Below are 19,148 nucleotides of genomic sequence, written 5' to 3'. Positions count from 1 at the left end.
TCATGAAAAAAGTAATGTTTGTTTGTAAGCATAATTCGCGCCGATCGCAAATGGCAGAGGGATTTACGCGAATATTAGGAGAAGGTAAGGTTGCTGCTGCTAGTTCTGGTTTGGCAGCAAGTGAAGTAGATTCCCTTACTGTTGAAGTTATGGCAGAAATTGGGATTGATATTAGCAATCAAACTTCTAAACCTTTAAGTGATTTCAATGCTGATGATTATAATGCTGTGATTTCATTATGTGGTTGTGGTGTTAACTTACCCGAAGAGTGGGTGTTAAGAGATGTGTTTGAGGATTGGCAGCTTGACGATCCAGCAGGGCAATCAATTGAAACTTTTCGCCGCGTTCGAGATGAAGTTAAGGAACGAGTTGTAAGCTTAATTAAGTCTCTCAATTAACACCATATCTGCGACTTCTTTGAGAAGTTGTGGATCTAACGCAGATCGCTACGACTATAAATGAGGTTTGCGATCGCTCGAATTAATTTAGCTGGTTCCACAGGTTTGGTGATATGCTGCCCAAATCCGGCAGCGATTGCCTGATGACGATCGGCCTCACCTGCATAAGCGGTAAGAGCGATCGCTGGAATTGTCCCTCCTTGTTCTGGTGACATGGCTCTGATTTGACGGATCAGCATATAGCCATCTACTTCTGGCATTCCAATGTCGCTTAACAGCAAATTTGGCTGGAACTGAGGCATAGTTTGTAATGCTTCCACAGCCGATGCTGCCTGAGTTACTACCGCGCCAGATTGCTCTAGAATGAAAGCAATTAACTCTCGCGTATCACGCTCATCATCCACAAGCAGAACTTTCACCCCATTTAGATCGGGTAAACGATCGGGTTGTCTATCAATCTGGTGGCTATCTGGATGAATCTCGATCGTCGGTATCATGACTGTAAAGGTTGCTCCCTGTTCTTCGCCTAAACTTTCTGCCTTAACTGTGCCTCCATGTAGCTCAACGATGTGACGTACAATAGCTAATCCTAATCCCAAGCCCCCAAATTTTCTGGTAGTTGCACCATCAGCTTGTCGAAAGTAGTCAAATACGAATGGTAAAAAATCTGGGCTAATTCCCTTACCTGTATCGCTGACTCGAAGTTGAGCCTGAGAACCAATAGACTCTAAACTAATTTCTACCTCTCCCCCTTGGGGCGTAAACTTAATCGCATTAGAAAGTAAATTCCAGATAACTTGCTGCAAGCGACCGGAATCACCTGTTACTATAAATTTTGAATCGCACCTTTGGGGCGCTGGAAGCGCAACTTGGATTTGGGATTTGAGATTGTCAGGTTGGTTGTTCAAATCGATAGATTCTAAATTTATGTGATAATTTTCTAATCCAAAATCTGAAATCGTAAATCGCAAATTAATAGATTTGGCTTGGGCGGCTAGACGTACAGTTTCTATTGCAGATGCGATCGCCATTTCCAGATTCACAGGAGCAATATTCAGACTCAGTTTACCTTGCAAAATCCGAGAGACATCTAGCAAGTCTTCAATTAGTTGAGTCTGAAGCTTGGCATTGCGCTCAATGGTTTCGAGGGCGCGAGTGGTGGTTGCTTCATCATACTTTTTCGTTTGCAGTAACTTCGACCATCCCAAAATCGGGTTTAGCGGCGTGCGAAGTTCGTGAGAAAGAACCGCCAAAAACTCATCTTTAATCCGGTTAGCTTGGATCAATTCTTCTTTCCGTCGCTGTAACGAATTTATTAACTCGGCGCGTTCCAGAGCAACCGCCACCTGATCGGAGGTTGCTTGCAGTAGAGCAATTTCCCCAGAGGTGAAGTTAGTGCGGGTGCGACTGGCAAAGGAAAGGACACCAAGTAGCTTTCCCTGAGCAATTAACGGTTGACCGGCATAGGCTGTAATTTCCAAATTCTGGAGAATGTGGGCATTTGGATGAGTCGAGTTCAGCACATCATTGACGACAATTTGACGGCGTTCTTGCGCTATTAGTCCGCACATCCCTTGATTAAATTCCAGGTATTCAAGTGCTTGAAATACTTCATCACTGATACCGTTCCAAGCTACTAATCGAAGTTTCTGCTGATTTTCGTGCGTCTCAATTAGATAGTGGAAGTAAAAATGCAAATCCATTTGCGCCGATAGTTTGTTAAACAAGCTGTTCATTAAATCCAAGGGGCGCTCGGTTGAAAGCAAATCACTAGTTGTTTCAGAGAGCAGTTTGAGTCGTTCGCTGCGCTTTTGCAAGGCAAGTTCTGCAAGCTGACGTTCGCGAAGGATGCGTTCGCGTTCGGTGATATCAACTGCAACCCCTCCGACTAGAAGTTGCCCAGAGGTATTTGCAATAGGAAATTTATACACCAAAAATTCGCCCAGAGTGCCATCTATGCGTGGGGCAGACTCGATGGTTTCAACAACCTGATTCGTCTGGGCAACCATTCTAATATTATCAAGGAGGGGTTGAGCGATTTTGGCTGGGTAGAGGTCGAAAATATTTTTATTAATCGCTTTATTTTTGGCGACATCGAATATGCTCAGATAAGTTGGACTGAGGTAAAGCACACGTCCATCTGCATTGGTAATCCATGCTGCGGCTGGAATATTGTCCATAAAAGCTTGAAATTGCTCTTGACTCTGACTTAGCGCTTTTTTAGCTTGGTTGAGATCGCTAATATCGAGAATGAATGCAACTGATTTCTGCCGCGATTCTCCTAAAAGGGAGTAGCCAACTACAACTGGGACAATAGAACCATCCTTGCGAATACATTCCTTTTCATAAGGTGTACAGGTACCCTTCGCTATGGCCTCGGTAAGAGCTAGTTCATCTAAATATTGATATTCAGATGGCGTGATATCACTCCACCGCAATCTACCTGTCTGGATATCTGCTTGGGTATAGCCCACAATTCGCAAAAACTCGTCGTTGGCTTCAGTGATGCTACCATTCACATCACCAAAGATAATGCCAACTATATTTGCTTTGACAAAACTCCTGAGCCGTTCTTCACTTTCTTGGATCGCTTGCTCTGCTTGCTTGCGATCGCTAATATCTGTAGTGCTGCCAACTATACGGACTGCTTTTCCATCAGCATCCCGTTGCACCACTATCCCCTGATCTAATATATATATGTACTGGTTATCTTGGTTGCGAATGCGATATTCGGCAGCATAGCGATCGCCATTTGCCAAAGCAACTTGTACGCGCTGCAAATCCTCTGGATGAACAAGTTCAAGCCACCAATTACCTGTCGGTTCAGCAATGTCAAGGGAATAGCCCAAAATACGCGTTAACCCATCGGTTCTGTCAACGGTATCCTGTTCTAGATTCCAGTCATAAATAAGACAATTGACCGCAGATGCTGCTAATTCAAAACGCTCGTTAGCTAACCTCAGACGTTCTTCTTTCTCCCGCAAGATTTGTTCGGCTTGTTTGCGTTTGCTCAAATCAACAACAAAGCCAATGACAGTTTCTTCACTGTCTTCCACGAAGACAGAACCGAGCAAAACGGGAACTCTTTTGCCATCTTTGCAGATATATTCTTTCTCAAAAGGTTTGCAGACTCCGGTAGTTTTCAGTTCTTCTACTGAACGTTCGCTCAATAGAAGATACTCAGGTGGGGTAATCTCACGCCACTTTATTTGGTTAACAGACAAATCTTCTCGCGTATAACCGACCATTTTCAGAAAAGCATCATTGGCTTCCATAATGGAGCCGTTCTTGATATCAGTGAGAATGACTCCAATGATATTGGATTCTGCCAGTCGGCTAAACCGCATTTCGCTATTTTGCAACAATTTCAGGCTTGTCTCGGCTTTGCCTCTGGCAGTTCGCAATTCTGAAGAGAGGGCAGTAATTAAGAAGGATACTAGTGAGAATGTGGTTAATTGTACCAAGACGTTCAAGCTGAGTAAATCGAACGAATAGACTGGCTCGATCAAAAAATAGAGCGCACTTATTACAGAAAGAGCGATCGCTAATACTCCAAGTCCCATGCCACCATACCAGGCACTGACTGCCACAGCAGCATAAAATAATGTAAATACGCTCGGATCGAAGACTGGTAGCAACAGTCCTGTCAATAGCAGCGCCGCTATGACTGCTAGAATCATCACACCATAAGTTAGTAACCAAGAGCGCATTATCAAAATTTTTTCGGGTACTTTCACCATCATCTTAAGAGTCCTCCCTTTGCTCCGCTTTTGGGAGATACTCGTTCGCTAGTCTTTTGCCTGGTTCGCCCATCTTTTGTAACATTTCTTCAATCAGCTTTAGTGCCATCTGTGAAGGCACTGTAGATCCGTTCTCCCAGCGATTGACTGTTCGCAGAGAAACTCCCAACTTGGCGGCAAACTTTTCCTGAGATAGATCCAGTTGCTGCCGAAGTTCACGGATTAAATCTGAAATTTTTAGTAGCTTTCCTAGTTCCATAATAGGAAGATTAAGACAGATGTCTCGCCATTTGTCTCCAACTTGAGGAAGAATTTGAACAGTCATTAGTTGTTATCAATTTCATCTTTTGGCGAAATCCAATATTATTTATTAGTCTTTATTGGTTGCTGTTCGCTGATTTAACTCGTTTGCGATAGTTCTGATAACCGTTCGCTGTTTTAAGTGGTGTGACAAAATCAGCTAACTATAAAATAAATATTAAATTTTCTTTTCCAGCAGTTTGATTATTTTCAAACATCACGCATTGCTACAAATTTATAGGTAGTATATTAAATTGCAATACTTCATGCCAAACGGAGTTTTTCCACTATAAATACTCTCAATAGCAGCAATGCTATTTGAATTGACAACCAAATCTGAAATTGGTTTCAACATCTGTAGTTGATTTTACTTCTATGGTAAGATTTCAATGACAAAACTATAAAGCTATAATGCGGTTTTAATCAAATATTTGCCCGGTGTTTAACCGCTTTGATTAATCAACACTCCGAAAACCTCCTCGACACTCAACTGGAAAATGCACCAAGTGAAGGCTATATATTTAGCTGGTTTGATTGGTTTTGCCTCTGGTATCCTCCAGGCTGGCTAATTTTATTCAACCGCCATTGGCAGCACTATTACACCGATCCAGATGGTTGGAATTGGCTGGAATATGGATTATTTTTAATTCCTGGCGGATTTTATCTGGCGATGCTAATTCGTTGGTTGCGTCTTGGTTTCCGTTCACCCCGAAAAGAAATTGGTGAATTCGATCCCAAATATCAACAAGCTTTTCGCCAAGAAGTTCTCAGGGCCATCGTCAAATACTATTTTCGGGGAGAATTAAAACAAGTCGAAAACTTGCCGCAAACAGGGCCGTTGATTGTGGCAATGAATCATGCAGGGATGTGTTTTCCTTGGGATTTTTTGACTTTAGGTTATTTATTAAGCGAAGCTAGAGGATGGGTAGTACAACCCGTAGCAAGTCCAGCATTATTCGATCATTCTTGGGTGATTTGGTGGCTACCACCTAAATGGTCGCAGGTTTTGGGCGGTGTGCGAGCCGAGTTAGATGATTTTGAGGCAGCTATGGCCCAAGATAAAATTATCTTATATGCGCCTGAAGGTATCCGCGGCCCTCTGAAAGGTTGGAAAAGACGCTATCAACTAGAAAAGTTTGATGTGAGTTTTGTTAAATTGAGCGATCGCTATCATATTCCCATTTTGCCAGTAGTTTGCATCGGGAGTGAATTTTTACATCCTTGGGCTGTTAATTTCCAGAAATTGCAACGACTAGTCAAATTACCATTTTTGCCTTTCTCACCTTTCATCTTTGTCTTAATTCTGTTTCCGTCAATGGGAATTTGGGCAATGAGAACTCGTTTGAGTTATTATATTCAGCCTTTAGAATCAGCAGAATTGCCTAATCTAAACAAAGGGCGTACAGATGTTTATCGGCAAGCACAAAAATTACGCGAAAAACTGCAAATAAAAATTAATCAGAGACTATTTGTAAAGTAAATATTAAGTAGGGTGTGTTACAGCTTTAGGGACTGACAAATAAAAAAATATCCCAAATTTTCTTGTGGGATGGGCATCTTGCCCATCCCACAAATGAATAATTTATTTCTTGGAAAGCCCTTAGCCTAACGCACAGTCTTATGTGAAAAGATTTGATATCCACCATATACTTGTTCGCGATCGCCTATTCTGGATAAGATTAGTTAATAGTTTTTGCTCTTAATTTGTGTTGCTTATTATTACAATAACTAAATTGATTTTTCCATAATAAAATTTATCAGCTTTTGCCCTCTACGTTCTACTTCTTGCTGCTTCACAATAATAAAATTATGCCTTTCAAAAAAAGGTTTAGCTGTAATACTAGCTTCTGTAAATAACTTTTCAACTCCTAAAGCTTTTGCTTTTGATTCAAGCTGTTCTAAGATTTTTTTACCAACCCCTTTTCTTTGAAAATCTTTATGACAGTAAAAACGATCGATATGTCCATTAGCTTCTAATTCACCAAAACCAATAATTTTACCATTCTCCTCTGCTACATAAGTAAACTTACTTCCTAAACCTTTAATCCAAACATCAATATTCATATTTGCTGGTGCCCAAGCATCTACTTGTTCTTGTGTGTAATCATGAATATTCACTTCATGAATAGTGTCGTAGAACAATTTCATAATTTCTGCGGTATCAGCGATTTCGTATATTCTTAATCTCATTTTTTTCAAAAATAAAATATGAGTCCTATAAAAATATTATCAGCGCTGGTGGAACTACTTCAGGTTCCGAATGCAGTCTTTTGCCCACACCAGCAGGACTTACGCAAATAACATAGGTAGGCGCAAAGCGATATTGCGCCTACGTGAATTACCTTAGAGAGCGTGTAGTTTTGCGTAAGTCATAAGCAGAATTTATCAGATTAAATCTGGGATACAAAATTTATATAGTACAAATATACTATTTGCTGCTAAAATGCCTTAGAAGTCAGCTAGCCTTACTTGAGGTAGTATGAAAAAAATCTCAGACACGGACAAAAAGCCCATTTTGCTGAAAGTCTCGATGTTGCAGCCTACACCTGTAACTACTGCAATTGTGCCACTGCAACCCCAACAGGAGAAAATCGTCAGCGAACGGGAGCGTTTGATAACACAAGTCGAGCGGATTAATCGGATGGCGGGAGAGTTAGAGGCAGCGATATTGGAGTTGAAAGCGATCGCAAACACACTCAATAGTCAAAAACGTTACCCACTCTTGAAGAAGGAGCTAGGTAAACAGATTTGTCAGTATTTCGCAGTTAGCGTCCCTTGGGTAAAACGAAAGCCTGACGAATCATTTATTTTGACAACGCGAAAAGTTGATTTATTTCGAGCCGAAAGGGAAGCCGCACTGCTAGCACAACAACTTCGTCAGCAAAGCAAAAAAAGATTAGCATCGCAGCGACACAGAAAAAACAAAAGTCGGGTGGAGACTGACATAAGACGTTTGTGCCAAAAGGCATTAGTCAACAAATCTTAAAATTATCAACATTCAACGGCAGTTCACGCCTGGGGTTGTAACAGTTATGCTGATTGAAGTGGCAGAAGGAACTTCTTCGTTAAAATTGCTAGATATTACACTGCCATTACTAATTGCCAACAAATATGGTTGCAATTAGACAAAACTGCCCTAATCTTTGCACTTCCGTAAACCGGAGTGTAACATCAGGGACAATCAATCAGCGCACAGAAGAGGTAAAAAGAAGGTGTTAAAGACACTTTTAGTAATTGCCGTTGGTTTTTTACCGTCCCTGATTTCCCTGTGGGCGATCCGCAAAACCCATGCGCGATCGCGCCTACGGATGAGGCAAGCAGCCATGAATTTTCAAGCGGTGCAGGGACGGCAAAACCTTAGACCTGTTGAAGGCGATCGCTATTATTTAGAAGGGGTGGGTTATCTGATTGGCGATATCAGCTGCAAATTTAATGCCCGTTCTGGTTACATGCGTTGTGCTGTTAATCCCGCCGGCCCATGTAACGGTTGCCGTCACTACGAGCCTAAAGGATTACCTGGCAGCGAAAAAGGGATTTAAAAGTACTTACTTAGTAGTAAACTGAACTGACAAAACGATCCCTAAATAGAACCGGGGAATGATAAAATCATTACTAATTATAATAATTTGTATTTAGAAGCACTTTGAATATTTGTCTTTGCATGGTGAAATAAGAGTGATTTAATAGAATTCGTGCAAAAGTTTAAATCTGCGTCATTTTGTTTGCAAATTATGAAAGTTAGCATGAACTTTTGCCGAATATCTAATAACTACATGATTATTTAACGATGAACAACGCGATCGCTCAGACAACAGCATTATTATCAACTTGCGCTTTGCTACTAACAGGCTGTGGTGGTGGCGGTGGCTCTGTGACAAATACTCCAACTAGTACTACAAACAACACTACAACTAACACTACCCAGACAACGACTACATCAGGTGCTATTCCCATCGGCATTGCCTTAGCACAAACCAGCAACGTAGCATTACTTGGTCAAGAGGGATTTGTGGGAGCCAGAATCGCCGAGAAGTATTTCAATAGTAAAGGTGGCATTAATGGCACTCCGATTAAATTAGTAAGTCAAGATACTAGCGGTGATGAAGCTGGAGCAATTAATGCTTTTCAAACTTTAATTAACAAAGATAAAGTTGTCGGCATTGTTGGCCCTACTTTGTCACAGCAAGCTTTTAGTGCTGACCCCATAGCCGAACGTGCTAAAGTTCCAGTTATTGGAGCATCGAATACTGCGAACGGAATTCCAGAAATTGGTGATTATATAGCTCGTGTATCCGCCCCCGTTTCTAAGGTTGCCCCGAATTCGCTGAAAGCTGCACTCAAGCAGAATCCTCAAATTAAAAAAGTAGCAGTTTTTTACGCCCAGAATGATGCATTTAATAAATCAGAAACGGAGATTTTTCAACAAGCAGTTAGAGAACAAGGGCTAGAATTAGTAACAGTTCAAAAGTTCCAAACTACTGATACAGACTTTCAAGCCCAAGCTACTAATGCAATTAACTTAAAACCAGATTTAGTAATTATTTCGGGGCTAGCTGCTGATGGTGGTAACTTAGTGCGGCAACTGCGAGAACTGGGTTATAAAGGCATAATTATTGGTGGGAATGGTCTAAATACACCTAATGTTTTATCAGTGTGTAAAGCCCTTTGCGATGGTGTGCTGATTGCTCAAGCTTACAGTCCTGAGTATCCTGGTGAGATTAATAAAGTATTTCGCCAAGCCTATATTGAGCAATACAAGAAAGAACCAGCCCAATTTACTGGACAATCCTTCACAGCAGTGCAGGTATATGTTGAAGCTCTGAAAAAGTTGGATAAAAAATCTAAAATCAGCACATTACCTCTTGATAAACTGCGGACAGAATTAAACAAGGAAATACTCTCTGGAGAGTATGATACTCCTTTAGGTAAGATTGGTTTTACACCAGTAGGTGATGTAGTTCAAAGCGAATTTTATGTCGCCCAAATTAAGATGGATAAAGATGGAAACACTGGAAAATTCGTATTTATAAAATAGTTGCAATATGGATATCACTCTATTTTTGCAACAATTTCTGAACGGATTATCTATTGGTAGTATCTATGCAATTTTTGCATTGGGATATACCTTAGTGTATTCGATTTTGGGCATCATTAATTTAGCTCATGGTGCAATTTTCACCCTGGGCGCATATTTCACCTATGCTCTCATGGGTGGTAGCTTTGGATTTAATGGCTTACTAGCTAATGCAGCCTTGCCGATCAAATTACCATTTGCTATAGCCTTAATCTTAGGAAGTACCTTAGCGGGATTGATAGGGGTTGTGATGGAACGGGTTGCTTTTCAACCTTTGCGCCGTCAAGGATCTGATCCTTTACTAACTGTTGTTTCCAGTTTGGGGGTAGCAGTGGTAATTGTGAACTTGATTCAGTATTTGGTAGGCGCAGAAAGTTACACATACCCCGCAGATACTTATGGGAATTTACCACCTTCTATTAACTTTGGTACTCAAGAAAAGGAAATTCCTATTCGCACCGTTCAAATAATAATTTTTGCTGTATCAGTTGGAATTGTGGCAATTATTACCTACTTTATAAATCGCACTAAGTATGGTAAAGCAATGCAAGCGATCGCAGAAGATCCAACTACAGCTAGTTTATTAGGGATTAATAGCGATCGCTTTATCATCCTAACATTCTTCATCAGCAGTTTTTTAGCAGGATTGGCAGGAACTTTAGTCGCTTCTAGTGTTAGTATTGCCGGCCCATATTTCGGCATTGCATTTGGATTGCGGGGTTTAGCAGTAATTGTCTTAGGTGGTTTAGGTAGTATTCCCGGCGCAGTTTTAGGAGGATTACTCATTGGATTAGTTGAAGCTTTTGTGCCGGCGGAATATTCCGGTTACAAAGAAGCCGTAGCTTATGGAATATTATTTATCATGTTGTTAGTTAGACCCCAAGGTTTGCTAGGTCGTCGGTTTATTCAGAAAGTTTAAAGAGATGTAGGGCGATGAAAACATACACTAAACAAAAATTAACTTTCGATGATTTTTTGGAACAGTGTCCAGAGGAAGGTTTATATGAACTTGTGGATGGAGAAATTGTAGAAGTGCGTGCAACTAGAAATCATGATGATGTAGCTGATTTTGCGGCTGACTCTTTCAAAGATGAAATTAAACGTCTAAATCTGAATTACGTAGTAAAAAATACAGCAGTCTTTAGAACTATAACTGTCAATGGAATAGAACAAGGGCGCAAGCCTGATGTCAGTGTTATAGATAAAGATGTATGGCGCTCAAATCGTTCTGCTTATTCTGCACTTGAAGAACCCATTCAGTTAGCTATTGAGGTAACATCAACTAATTGGGAAGATGACTACATTGATAAATTGGATGAATATCAACGCTTAGGAATTACAGAATATTGGATTGTAGATTATTTGGCAATTGGTTTAAGAGAGTATTTGGGAAATCCCAAAGTTCCGGCTGTGTTTGTTTTTCTACTAGATGCTGAGGGTAAATATCAACGTACACAGTTTAGAGGTTCAGAAAGAATCGTGTCACGGACTTTTCCTGAACTGGCGCTAACAGCAGAGAAAATATTAACAGCTTAAGAATTGATAAAAGTTATAGCTTAATCAAAAATTGTAAAAATGGCTGAATTTTTCTCTACTTATGAATCACCAATAGTCTACATGGTATTGGAGGCTTTATTAGGATTATCGCTTTATTTACCACTAATGGCTGGACAATTATCTTTGGCTAGTCCTGGATTTTATGCATTAGGTGGATATATTGCAGCGATTTTATCTACAAAAGTTTTTCCATCTAGTAATAATTTATTTCCCATTCCATTACTTTTATTAGAAATGTTAATTGCTGGTTTAATCTCCGGTATATTAGCTGTAATAGTGGGAATCCCTGCATTAAGGTTGCGGGGAATTTATTTAGCGATCGCAACTATTGCTTTTGTAGAAGTTTTACGAGTTGTATCCTTAAATTTAGATATTACAGGCGGCGCTGTCGGGATTTTTGGTATTCCTCAACCATTCCAAAGCCAAATAGAATATTTGTGGATTGCCATACCATTACTATTAATTAGTATGGTATTATTTTACCGTTTAGAACGTATTCGTACAGGTAGAGCATTCATTGCTATCCGCGAAGATGAATTAGCTGCCAGTGCAATGGGAATTAACCCCACTTATTACAAAGTTTTAGCTTTTACTCTCGGAGCTATTCTTGCCGGAATGGTAGGTGTCATCAGCGCTCATTTTCTCAATACCTGGAATGCTAGACAAGGTACTTTTGATGCCAGTATTACCTATTTAACGATTGTATTAATCGGTGGTTCTAGAACTTTTTTAGGTTCGGTTGTAGGTGCTATTGTATTGAAAGTTTTATTAGAAATCATTTTACGAAGAATAGCTGATATAGCAGGATTACCCAATTGGTTATCCCAATTTTTCCGAGATGGTAGATTAATTATTTATGGTATATTAATAGTTTTAGGAACTATATTTTTCCCCCAAGGATTTGTAACTCCAGATATTTTAAAAAAGTGTAAAAGGTTATTTATAAAGTTAATTTCAAAAACATCCAAACAGACAAATTAATAAACACAAAAGCCAGGACTAAAATGACAAATGACAAATGACAAATAACATTGTTTTAGAAGCCAAATCACTAACTCGCCGCTTTGGGGGTTTAGTGGCGGTGAATAATGTATCTTTTACAGTCAATCAACATGAGATTTTTGGATTAATTGGCCCTAACGGTGCTGGGAAAACAACACTGTTTAATTTGATTACAGCTTTTATTCCCGTTTCTAGTGGAGAATTGCGCTATCAAGGTGCTAATATTTCCCAATTACGCCCGCATCAAATTGCAGGTTTAGGTATTGCTCGGACTTTTCAAAATATTCGCTTATTTGGTGAATTGTCAGCATTAGAAAATGTAATAATTGCCCGACATTTGGATAATAAAAGTAATCTATTAACAGGACTTTTGGGATTACCACCAGCGCGTCGGGAAGAGAAAAAAAGCAGGCGAAAAGCTTTACAATTATTAGAGATGGTGGGATTGAGCGATCGCGCCGACGAAAAAGCCAAAAACTTTGCTTACGGCGATCAGCGTCGGCTAGAAATTGCCCGCGCTTTAGCCTTAGAACCGCAAATCTTACTTCTCGATGAACCGGCGGCGGGGATGAACCCTAACGAAAAGCAGCAACTAAGTGAATTTATCCGCAGTCTGCGAGAACAATTTAATTTAACCATTGTGCTGATTGAACACCATGTACCCTTGGTTATGGGTTTGTGCGATCGCATTGCCGTGTTAGATTTTGGGCAGTTGATTGCCTTGGGTGAACCAGCTGTAGTTAGAAACGATCCAGCTGTAATTGAAGCTTATTTGGGAAATGAATGATAACTAACTTGAGAATTACAAAATTTGTTGCAATTCCTCAATAGTATTTGCAGTGACAATATTTCGTAAAATTGTCTTAAAACGCTCTAAATCCTGAATCTGGTTAATTTGTGGCATTAAGTTTAAGCCGCGATCGCCAAATTTCAACTCTAAATTAATTTCAATCGCAGAAAGTATTCCTTGCAGTTCCCCGCGTGCTTCCCCGCGTTCTTCTCCGCGTGCTTCCCCTTCGCGTAAAATTTCTTGATACCAAGGTGACTCACGTAATACAGTCATATCCCACCTCATGATTTCTTGAACGAGTGTATTCTCTAAAACAAACGTAGCAAAAAAAGCTAGAACTGTTTCCAGTTGGTTTAGTTGTTCATCAGCACGGAGAATTCGCAATGCTTCTCTAATAATAGATTCATTTTCACCACCTTTAAGAATGGGTACAAATGGCAGTAAAGATGGTAAAGGTTGTTGAAAAGCAATATTGACATCAATTTCCCACAGATTAATCACCCGATAATCTTGTATTGCCCGTAATCCGGCAATATTTGATGTAAAGCTTGTGGGTATTTCGTTGTTACCAGTTTTCAGAATATTGATGAGGACAGGGTATGTTGGTAAGTTATATTTTTCTTCCGCAAGTGCAGCATAAGCACGCATCCGACGTGGCATTTGGGATTGATAGCGTAATTGCAATTCATTGAGAAGCAAAAATTCTCCATGTTGGGGACTACTGACACGGATTAAAACATCACTTTCCCGACTAATCCACTGAAATTCACTATTGAGAATTTCCCCAGCAACAACATCAGGAATTTGCGTTACCCATCTTGCCCAGTTATTGGGTGCGAGACTGATTAATTTTTTGGTACTAACATCAGCAGGCTTCGTCATTAAGGTATAGATGCCCTCTAGTAAGTGAGATTTATGGTAACTTGAAATCTCCTATGGAATTCATGTAGACAAAATTTGCACAAATTCGTCTAAAGAATTTACTGCGATCGCGCTATCCATTAAAATTTCTAATTGTTCCACATTCTTGCCCTCAAGCCTTACTTCTACCTCATGGGAAATTTCGCCAAAGCGTTGTTCTAATACTCGGATTAACTGCCGTCGCGCCCCCTCTTGAATACCTTTTTGCTCAATCTCGTGATACCAAGGCGATTCTCGCAATACTGCCATATCCCACCTCATGATTTGTTGCACTAAAGGCGTGTCTAAGACAAAGCTAGCAAAAAATGCCAGCAATGATTCTAATTCGTTCAACTGTGCATCTGCTCTTAGCGCCTGTAGTGCGCGTTGCACAACTGATACCTCTCCCCCTCCTCGCAGGATTGGCACAAAGGGTAACAACGATGGTAGTGGTTGCTGAAACACTATTTCAGCATCGATTTCCCACAAATTAATCACGCGATAATCTTGGATGGCACGTAATCCCAAAAATTCCTGTTCGTAACTATTGACAATAGTTAAGGTGGGTGGAGGCGGTAAAATATTAACGAGTACTGGGTAAGTTGGTAATCGGTAGCGTTCTTGTGCTAGGGCTGCATAAGCTCTCATCCTTAGAGGTATCTGTGTTGTGTAACGCAGTTGTAGTTCATTTAGTACTAGAAAATCTCCGTGAGTGGCACTGTATGCCTTCACCAACACATCTGTTTCGCGGCTAATCCAGTGAAATTCAGAGCCAAGAATTTCTTTCGCCACGACTTCAGGACGTTGTGTTACCCACTGTAACCATGCATCGGGAGCCAAATTAATGAGTCGCTTGCTACCAATATCTGCTGCTTTTCCCACAGGACACTTGATATATTTATCAGTAATTAATAGTACATCATAAAGATTGCAGTATTCTAGGGTTGGTTTTTAAGTTGAAGCAATGTCTACGATTGGGTAGACTGATGCACTGTTTTAAGAAATGATTGATGTATGTTAGGTTTTGAATCAACATTTCTGGATGTAAACCGCCGATGAAAGCCGATAGTAGACCAAACTACACAATTTTAGAAGTTCAAGAACTTGATGTTAATTATGGCGGTATTCAAGCTCTGAAAAAGATTAATTTAGTTATTCAAAAAGGCGAGGTAGTGACTCTAATTGGTGCTAATGGTGCTGGTAAGACTACTACACTTCGCGCCATATCTAAAGTAGTTAATCCTAAGAGTGGCGGAATTATCTATAATGGACATAATATTACCCGTCGCCAAACTCACGAAGTTGTACAACTTGGTATCGCCCATTGTCCTGAAGGACGAAGAGTTTTAGCGCGACAAACAGTATTTGATAACTTACTTTTGGGTGCTTATATTCGCTCCAATCAAGCTGAGATAAAAGCAGATATTCAGCGCCAATTTGAGCTATTTCCACGTTTGTCACAAAGACGCAATCAACTAGCAGGAACTCTCAGTGGTGGCGAACAACAAATGTTAGCGATCGCACGGGCTGTAATGAGTAGACCACAACTCTTACTTTTAGACGAGCCTAGCTTAGGTTTAGCCCCTGCGATCGTCCGAGAAATCTTCTCGATTATTGAAAATCTCAGGGCTACAGGCGTGACTATTTTGTTAGTTGAACAAAACGCTAATCTAGCGCTACAAATTGCCGATCGCGGTTATGTTTTAGAAGCGGGTTCTATTACCTTAACCGGTGCAGCATCAGAATTAATTAGTGATGAACGAGTTAAAAAAGCTTATTTAGGGTAAATATTATATTGATGTTTACATTATTTAAGGGTTCAACATTTGAAGATTTTCTTAACACAGTCCGTTCGCGTCCTGGTCTTTATCTAGGCAGGAAATCTTTAACCGCGCTCCAGGCTTTGCTACTAGGTTATAAACAAGCAGTTATTGAACACAATATTCCTGAAGTAGAGCAACTCAATTGCGAGTTAGAAGATAAGTTTGATGAGTGGTTACGCGAAAATTATCACATGGGTAACGCTATAGGTTGGTATTTATTCATCATCAATCAAACTGAATCTGAGGTAGAAGCATTCCATAGATTCTTTAAACTTTGGGATGAGTTTTACAAATAAATTTATGTCATTTACAGAGAGATTTAATCAGCTTGCAGCCATTCTTTCTCATGAACTGGGTGTGCAAACAAAGTATATTACTCTTAATACACGGCTTCGGGAAGACCTCAAAATAGATGGCGATGATGTTGATGTACTATTTTGTAAAATCGTTGAACAGTTTGGCGTAGATTGGCAAGGGTTTGTTTTTTACCCCTACTTCCATGAAGAACCACATTTATTTTCTTTACTTTTTGAATCTTACTATCGCAAACGTTACGGTACGCTCAAAACAATTACCATCAGCCATCTACTATAGGATTACTATTTGATTTTTGAACAACACGTAGGGTGTGTTATCGCGAAGCGTAACGCACCATTTTCAAGGGTTTGGTGCGTTAGACTAAAGTCATAACGCACCCTACAAATACTACAAATACTTAATTTTTTTCAGAAATCAAACCGGATTCCTATATCAGTTATTGAGTGTGGAGTTTGGTTTGAACCGTCCCAATCTGGTACTTACATTTAAATTCATTACACAATCTTAACTAATTTATACTGATAAGTTTTCCAAATCATTTATATTATTACAAATTATTACAAATAATGTCTTATATTAATATTTGCAGCCCTCCTTGCAGATATCTATATATTTGTTTAGCGGGGAATTCTATTCACCGGAATAATTCAACCCATGAGTCAAATAGTCTGGATCGCAAGACACGCCAACCGCCTCGATTTCGTAAACCCTGATTGGTTTCTCACAGCCGAACGACGTTACGATCCACCCTTGTCTGATGATGGTATGGTGCAGGCACAGCAGTTAGCTAGACGATTGAAAAAAGAAAAAATTGGACATATTTTCGCTTCCCCTTTCCTGCGAACCGTACAAACAGCAAACGCAGTTGCAGAAATACTCAACTTGCCAATTAAATTGGAAACAGGTTTGAGTGAATGGCTAAATCCAGTTTGGATGACGGAAGAACCCAAAAGACTGTCAACTCCAGCTTTGGCAAAATTATTCCCCAGAATTGACAGCAGCTATACTTCGCGCATCGCCGCCAAATATCCTGAAACTCATGAAAAAGTGCGAGAACGTTCTGGGCAAACTGCCAGATGTTTAGCGACTGAGTTCTTCCCAGAGGATATCCTGCTAGTGGCACATGGGGCATCAGTGTTGGGCGGAGCAATGGGACTAGTAGGGGAAATTGCCAAAACAGAAGTTAAGGCTTCTTTGTGTTCGTTGGTAAAAGTGGTACGCGAAGATCCAGAATGGTTATTGGAACTAAAGGGAGATACTTCCCATTTAACCCACATAGAAGAAGTGATTCGATTTGCCTAAACCTCTGATAGATATTTGTGTTCATAGCTTCTGCTACGTTGGGTATATCCCACAAATAAAGTAATTAATCCCTAAATCAGTTCTATGACTTTATTACTAGCAGGAGACATCGGCGGTACGAAAACTATTTTGCGATTGGTTGAAACATCAGATTCACCAGCTTTACATCCTATTTATCAGGAAAGTTACCACAGTGCTGATTTTCCCGATTTAGTACCCATAGTGCAGAAGTTTTTGGTGAAAGCTAATACACCAATACCAGAAAAGGCTTGTTTTGCGATCGCTGGCCCCATTGTCAAAAATACTGCCAAACTAACCAATTTAGCCTGGTTTTTGGATACCGAACGTCTACAAGAAGAATTGGGTATCCCGCATATTTCTTTGATTAACGACTTCGCCGCCATTGGCTATGGCATTTCAGGTTTACAAGAACAAGACTTGCTGACATTGCAAGTTGGCAAATCTCAACCTGAAGCCCCGATTGGGATTATCGGTGCTGGTACTGGTTTAGGACAAGGATTTTTAATTAAACAGGGAAACGACTATCAAGTTTTTCCCTCAGAAGGTGGACACGCTGACTTCGCCCCTCGGAACGAGATTGAGTTTCAACTGTTGAGATACCTGCTGGGTAAACATGATATCCAGCGCCTTTCTGTGGAACGGGTGGTTTCTGGAATGGGGATTGTGGCAATTTATCAATTTTTGCGCGATCGCAAATTTGCCACCGAATCACCAGATATCGCCCGGATCGTCAGAACTTGGGAACAAGAAGCCGGACAAGAAGAGAAAAGTGTCGATCCTGGTGCGGTTATTGGTACAGCCGCGCTAGAAGGACGCGATCGCCTTTCCGAACAAACCTTACAATTATTTATAGAGGCTTATGGAGCAGAAGCCGGTAATCTCGCCCTTAAACTCCTACCTTATGGTGGCTTATACATCGCTGGTGGGATTGCGCCCAAAATTCTGCCTTTAATCCAAAATAACGGTTTCTTGTTAAACTTCACCCAAAAAGGCAGGATGCGCCGCCTCCTCGAAGAAATACCCGTGTATATTATCCTCAACCCGCAAGTAGGACTAATAGGTGCTGCTTTATGCGCTGCTAGGTTATAACAGCTAGCATCATCACTGAGATCGGGATCTCAAAAGCCAAAACTTATGACAGTTAAAAGTCTGTTGCCATTAATCGCCGCCACCTTTATCTGTGGTGGTTCTATTCTCGTGGAAGCGCGTCAACCTAAACCTGTGGCGGTTGTTAAACCAACCGTCTCTAAAACCGTGCAGCCACGATGGAAGGTATACACCCCTCCCGATGGGCGCTTTACTATTTTGATGCCGGGAAACCCCAACAGAAATACCCAATTCCAAAAAACTTACATGGGGGAAATTACCTTAGAAATATTTTTCGCTCAACCACCAAAACAGGAAGTAGCATACATAGTTGCTTACAATGATTTTCCTTATAGTTATGGTCAAATAACTGACCCCCAAGCTGTACTTAATAATGCTAGAGATATGGCTTTAAAGACTACGAAAAGCAATTTAATTAGTCAGCGAAGTATTCGTAGTTATAATAATCATCCTGGTAAAGAAATTGAGTACATCAATTCTGGAGGGAAAATCACTATAAATAGAATGTATGTTGCCCAAGGAAGGCTATATCAAGTAATGGCAATAACCACAAAAAAACAGCAAAAGACATTAGCTAAAACTATTACTGGGTATTTAAATTCCTTCAATGTAGTTTTGAAAAACTGAAATAATTCGTACCCTGCGGGTACTCTGTTGGAGAACTCGCAGAGTAGCCGCTACGCCTCTATGGATGTAATCCACTCTAACCTTCGCTTCAAAGCCTCTCTCCTAAGGGACTGACAAATAAAAAAATATCCTAAATTTTCTTGTGGGATGGGCATCTTGCCCGTCCCCAATATTAGGACGGGCAAGATG

20 protein-coding genes are annotated in these 19,148 nt (G+C 40.4%); 15 read left to right on the top strand and 5 right to left on the bottom strand.

Annotated features, from left to right (window positions below; all coding sequences use genetic code 11):
• The first annotated feature begins 2 nt into the window (after window positions 1-2).
• Entirely contained in the window at window positions 3-398 is a 396-nt protein-coding gene (gene arsC / locus CDG77_RS23440) for an arsenate reductase, glutathione/glutaredoxin type (protein WP_094331765.1), read from the top strand.
• 35 nt (window positions 399-433) lie between these two features.
• Here arsC and CDG77_RS23435 read toward each other — a convergent pair whose 3' ends face one another.
• Together CDG77_RS23435 and CDG77_RS23430 are read right to left on the bottom strand one after the other, a co-directional pair.
• The gene (locus CDG77_RS23435; RefSeq protein ID WP_094331764.1) at window positions 434-4,141 is read right to left on the bottom strand and encodes a hybrid sensor histidine kinase/response regulator; all 3,708 of its coding nucleotides are present in this window, start codon (window positions 4,139-4,141) and stop codon (window positions 434-436) included.
• A gap of 1 nt (window position 4,142) precedes the next feature.
• Complete coding sequence (locus CDG77_RS23430; protein WP_308737812.1) at window positions 4,143-4,463, bottom strand: helix-turn-helix domain-containing protein; 321 nt, start codon at window positions 4,461-4,463, stop codon at window positions 4,143-4,145.
• Between the two features lie 426 nt (window positions 4,464-4,889).
• Between CDG77_RS23430 and CDG77_RS23425 the strand changes: the two genes are divergently transcribed.
• Window positions 4,890-5,918 (top strand): 1-acyl-sn-glycerol-3-phosphate acyltransferase, encoded by a 1,029-nt coding sequence (locus CDG77_RS23425; protein ID WP_094331763.1) that lies wholly within the window; start codon window positions 4,890-4,892, stop codon window positions 5,916-5,918.
• Window positions 5,919-6,166: 248 nt separating this feature from the next.
• Here CDG77_RS23425 and CDG77_RS23420 read toward each other — a convergent pair whose 3' ends face one another.
• Window positions 6,167-6,628 carry a GNAT family N-acetyltransferase gene (locus CDG77_RS23420; RefSeq protein ID WP_094331762.1) on the bottom strand — a complete coding sequence of 154 codons (462 nt, stop codon included), beginning with the start codon at window positions 6,626-6,628 and terminating at the stop codon, window positions 6,167-6,169.
• 289 nt (window positions 6,629-6,917) lie between these two features.
• On the opposite strand from CDG77_RS23420, the gene CDG77_RS23415 reads away from it, so the two are divergent.
• The 7 genes from CDG77_RS23415 (at window position 6,918) to CDG77_RS23385 (ending at window position 12,858) form a co-directional block, all read left to right on the top strand.
• Window positions 6,918-7,424, top strand: coding sequence for a hypothetical protein (locus CDG77_RS23415; RefSeq protein ID WP_094331761.1), 507 nt, complete (start codon window positions 6,918-6,920; stop codon window positions 7,422-7,424).
• A gap of 226 nt (window positions 7,425-7,650) precedes the next feature.
• Window positions 7,651-7,977 (top strand): DUF6464 family protein, encoded by a 327-nt coding sequence (locus CDG77_RS23410; protein WP_094331760.1) that lies wholly within the window; start codon window positions 7,651-7,653, stop codon window positions 7,975-7,977.
• Between the two features lie 248 nt (window positions 7,978-8,225).
• Window positions 8,226-9,473, top strand: coding sequence for an ABC transporter substrate-binding protein (locus CDG77_RS23405; protein ID WP_094331759.1), 1,248 nt, complete (start codon window positions 8,226-8,228; stop codon window positions 9,471-9,473).
• Window positions 9,474-9,480: 7 nt separating this feature from the next.
• Window positions 9,481-10,431: a branched-chain amino acid ABC transporter permease gene (locus CDG77_RS23400; RefSeq protein WP_094331758.1), complete on the top strand. Its 951-nt coding sequence runs from the start codon at window positions 9,481-9,483 to the stop codon at window positions 10,429-10,431.
• Between the two features lie 14 nt (window positions 10,432-10,445).
• On the top strand, window positions 10,446-11,048 hold the full coding sequence (locus CDG77_RS23395) for a Uma2 family endonuclease (RefSeq protein ID WP_094331757.1): 603 nt from the start codon (window positions 10,446-10,448) through the stop codon (window positions 11,046-11,048).
• 39 nt (window positions 11,049-11,087) lie between these two features.
• Complete coding sequence (locus CDG77_RS23390) at window positions 11,088-12,050, top strand: branched-chain amino acid ABC transporter permease (protein ID WP_094331756.1); 963 nt, start codon at window positions 11,088-11,090, stop codon at window positions 12,048-12,050.
• 37 nt (window positions 12,051-12,087) lie between these two features.
• The gene (locus CDG77_RS23385) at window positions 12,088-12,858 is read left to right on the top strand and encodes an ABC transporter ATP-binding protein (RefSeq protein WP_094331755.1); all 771 of its coding nucleotides are present in this window, start codon (window positions 12,088-12,090) and stop codon (window positions 12,856-12,858) included.
• Between the two features lie 15 nt (window positions 12,859-12,873).
• Here CDG77_RS23385 and CDG77_RS23380 read toward each other — a convergent pair whose 3' ends face one another.
• Both CDG77_RS23380 and CDG77_RS23375 read right to left on the bottom strand, forming a co-directional pair.
• Window positions 12,874-13,743: a transposase gene (locus CDG77_RS23380; protein ID WP_094331754.1), complete on the bottom strand. Its 870-nt coding sequence runs from the start codon at window positions 13,741-13,743 to the stop codon at window positions 12,874-12,876.
• 60 nt (window positions 13,744-13,803) lie between these two features.
• On the bottom strand, window positions 13,804-14,643 hold the full coding sequence (locus tag CDG77_RS23375; protein WP_094331753.1) for a DUF4351 domain-containing protein: 840 nt from the start codon (window positions 14,641-14,643) through the stop codon (window positions 13,804-13,806).
• A gap of 173 nt (window positions 14,644-14,816) precedes the next feature.
• Between CDG77_RS23375 and CDG77_RS23370 the strand changes: the two genes are divergently transcribed.
• The 6 genes from CDG77_RS23370 (at window position 14,817) to CDG77_RS23345 (ending at window position 18,959) form a co-directional block, all read left to right on the top strand.
• Complete coding sequence (locus CDG77_RS23370; RefSeq protein ID WP_094331752.1) at window positions 14,817-15,548, top strand: ABC transporter ATP-binding protein; 732 nt, start codon at window positions 14,817-14,819, stop codon at window positions 15,546-15,548.
• Window positions 15,549-15,559: 11 nt separating this feature from the next.
• Entirely contained in the window at window positions 15,560-15,880 is a 321-nt protein-coding gene (locus CDG77_RS23365; RefSeq protein ID WP_094331751.1) for a hypothetical protein, read from the top strand.
• Between the two features lie 4 nt (window positions 15,881-15,884).
• Window positions 15,885-16,178, top strand: coding sequence for a DUF1493 family protein (locus tag CDG77_RS23360; protein ID WP_190234048.1), 294 nt, complete (start codon window positions 15,885-15,887; stop codon window positions 16,176-16,178).
• 378 nt (window positions 16,179-16,556) lie between these two features.
• On the top strand, window positions 16,557-17,204 hold the full coding sequence (locus CDG77_RS23355; RefSeq protein WP_094331749.1) for a histidine phosphatase family protein: 648 nt from the start codon (window positions 16,557-16,559) through the stop codon (window positions 17,202-17,204).
• Between the two features lie 84 nt (window positions 17,205-17,288).
• Window positions 17,289-18,314 (top strand): glucokinase, encoded by a 1,026-nt coding sequence (locus CDG77_RS23350; RefSeq protein WP_094331748.1) that lies wholly within the window; start codon window positions 17,289-17,291, stop codon window positions 18,312-18,314.
• 45 nt (window positions 18,315-18,359) lie between these two features.
• The gene (locus tag CDG77_RS23345; protein WP_094331747.1) at window positions 18,360-18,959 is read left to right on the top strand and encodes a hypothetical protein; all 600 of its coding nucleotides are present in this window, start codon (window positions 18,360-18,362) and stop codon (window positions 18,957-18,959) included.
• Window positions 18,960-19,148 lie beyond the last annotated feature (189 nt).

The organism is Nostoc sp. 'Peltigera membranacea cyanobiont' 213, assembly GCF_002245975.1.
In the GTDB taxonomy this organism is placed as follows: domain Bacteria; phylum Cyanobacteriota; class Cyanobacteriia; order Cyanobacteriales; family Nostocaceae; genus Nostoc.
The sequence above is the reverse complement of the archived record's forward strand: the minus strand, read 5'-3'. Positions and strand labels throughout refer to the sequence as shown.

Bases quoted from the DNA above. Each gene is read 5' to 3' on its own strand.
- arsC (WP_094331765.1), top strand. From the start codon at position 3: ATGAAAAAAGTAATGTTTGTTTGTAAGCATAATTCGCGCCGATCGCAA.
- CDG77_RS23435 (WP_094331764.1), bottom strand. From the start codon at position 4,141: ATGATGGTGAAAGTACCCGAAAAAATTTTGATAATGCGCTCTTGGTTA.
- CDG77_RS23430 (WP_308737812.1), bottom strand. From the start codon at position 4,463: ATGACTGTTCAAATTCTTCCTCAAGTTGGAGACAAATGGCGAGACATC.
- CDG77_RS23420 (WP_094331762.1), bottom strand. From the start codon at position 6,628: ATGAGATTAAGAATATACGAAATCGCTGATACCGCAGAAATTATGAAA.
- CDG77_RS23415 (WP_094331761.1), top strand. From the start codon at position 6,918: ATGAAAAAAATCTCAGACACGGACAAAAAGCCCATTTTGCTGAAAGTC.
- CDG77_RS23405 (WP_094331759.1), top strand. From the start codon at position 8,226: ATGAACAACGCGATCGCTCAGACAACAGCATTATTATCAACTTGCGCT.
- CDG77_RS23400 (WP_094331758.1), top strand. From the start codon at position 9,481: ATGGATATCACTCTATTTTTGCAACAATTTCTGAACGGATTATCTATT.
- CDG77_RS23395 (WP_094331757.1), top strand. From the start codon at position 10,446: ATGAAAACATACACTAAACAAAAATTAACTTTCGATGATTTTTTGGAA.
- CDG77_RS23390 (WP_094331756.1), top strand. From the start codon at position 11,088: ATGGCTGAATTTTTCTCTACTTATGAATCACCAATAGTCTACATGGTA.
- CDG77_RS23385 (WP_094331755.1), top strand. From the start codon at position 12,088: ATGACAAATAACATTGTTTTAGAAGCCAAATCACTAACTCGCCGCTTT.
- CDG77_RS23380 (WP_094331754.1), bottom strand. From the start codon at position 13,743: ATGACGAAGCCTGCTGATGTTAGTACCAAAAAATTAATCAGTCTCGCA.
- CDG77_RS23370 (WP_094331752.1), top strand. From the start codon at position 14,817: ATGAAAGCCGATAGTAGACCAAACTACACAATTTTAGAAGTTCAAGAA.
- CDG77_RS23365 (WP_094331751.1), top strand. From the start codon at position 15,560: ATGTTTACATTATTTAAGGGTTCAACATTTGAAGATTTTCTTAACACA.
- CDG77_RS23360 (WP_190234048.1), top strand. From the start codon at position 15,885: ATGTCATTTACAGAGAGATTTAATCAGCTTGCAGCCATTCTTTCTCAT.
- CDG77_RS23355 (WP_094331749.1), top strand. From the start codon at position 16,557: ATGAGTCAAATAGTCTGGATCGCAAGACACGCCAACCGCCTCGATTTC.
- CDG77_RS23350 (WP_094331748.1), top strand. From the start codon at position 17,289: ATGACTTTATTACTAGCAGGAGACATCGGCGGTACGAAAACTATTTTG.
- CDG77_RS23345 (WP_094331747.1), top strand. From the start codon at position 18,360: ATGACAGTTAAAAGTCTGTTGCCATTAATCGCCGCCACCTTTATCTGT.